The sequence below is a fragment of the Virgibacillus carmonensis genome (assembly GCF_057836705.1).
In genome coordinates this window covers 1-615 of record NZ_JBYQFJ010000242.1, presented here as the reverse complement: position 1 = coordinate 615, position 615 = coordinate 1, and the positions used below count along the sequence as shown (strand labels likewise).

At 36.6% G+C, this 615-nt stretch carries 1 protein-coding gene and 1 pseudogene; both read left to right on the top strand.

Features of this window, described 5'->3' with window-relative positions:
* A pseudogene (locus tag AC3G7N_RS21635) lies at nt 1–153 on the top strand (formaldehyde dehydrogenase, glutathione-independent); the annotation flags it as partial.
* Nucleotides 154–417: 264 nt separating this feature from the next.
* A partial coding sequence (locus tag AC3G7N_RS21630) for a SulP family inorganic anion transporter (protein ID WP_489424191.1) occupies nt 418–615 on the top strand: 198 nt, incomplete at its 3' end.

Genomic DNA, 615 nt, shown 5'->3' with positions numbered 1-615 from the left:
CAACTGATGAATGCCATATTGAATGGTAAGGCAAACATAGCAAAGGCGGTTAATGCAACGGTAATTTCACTTGATGAGGCACCCCAAGGGTATGATGACTTTGATAGTGGTGTTTCCAAGAAATTTGTAATAGATCCACATGGTATGTTGTAGAAGAAGAAAGATCAAGATACAAGAATAAATAGATTAAAAGGATGTATAGAAATCCGAGTTAGCTTACAAGATTTGCTACCTCGGATTTTTGTATGCAAGGAACTATGTAAGTATATGCAAGTATTAGCTAGAATAATAAAGTATATCAGGGATAACAGCGCTTACATAGGGAGTTTTTCATTGTTTCTAAATGTGGTATGATACATAAGTTATCTACGGTTAAAGCCTTGTAGAAGGCTTTTCAAAATAATAATAGAAAGAGGTATGGATTTGAATTTAGAACAAATAAAGAAGGATTGGTTTGGGAACATAAGGGCGGATATCCTATCTGGTATGGTAGTAGCAATGGCACTAATACCAGAGGCGATAGCATTCTCCATTATTGCAGGTGTAGATCCAATGGTTGGTTTGTATGCATCGTTTTGTATCGCAATTGTGATTTCTTTTGTCGGCGGAAGGCCC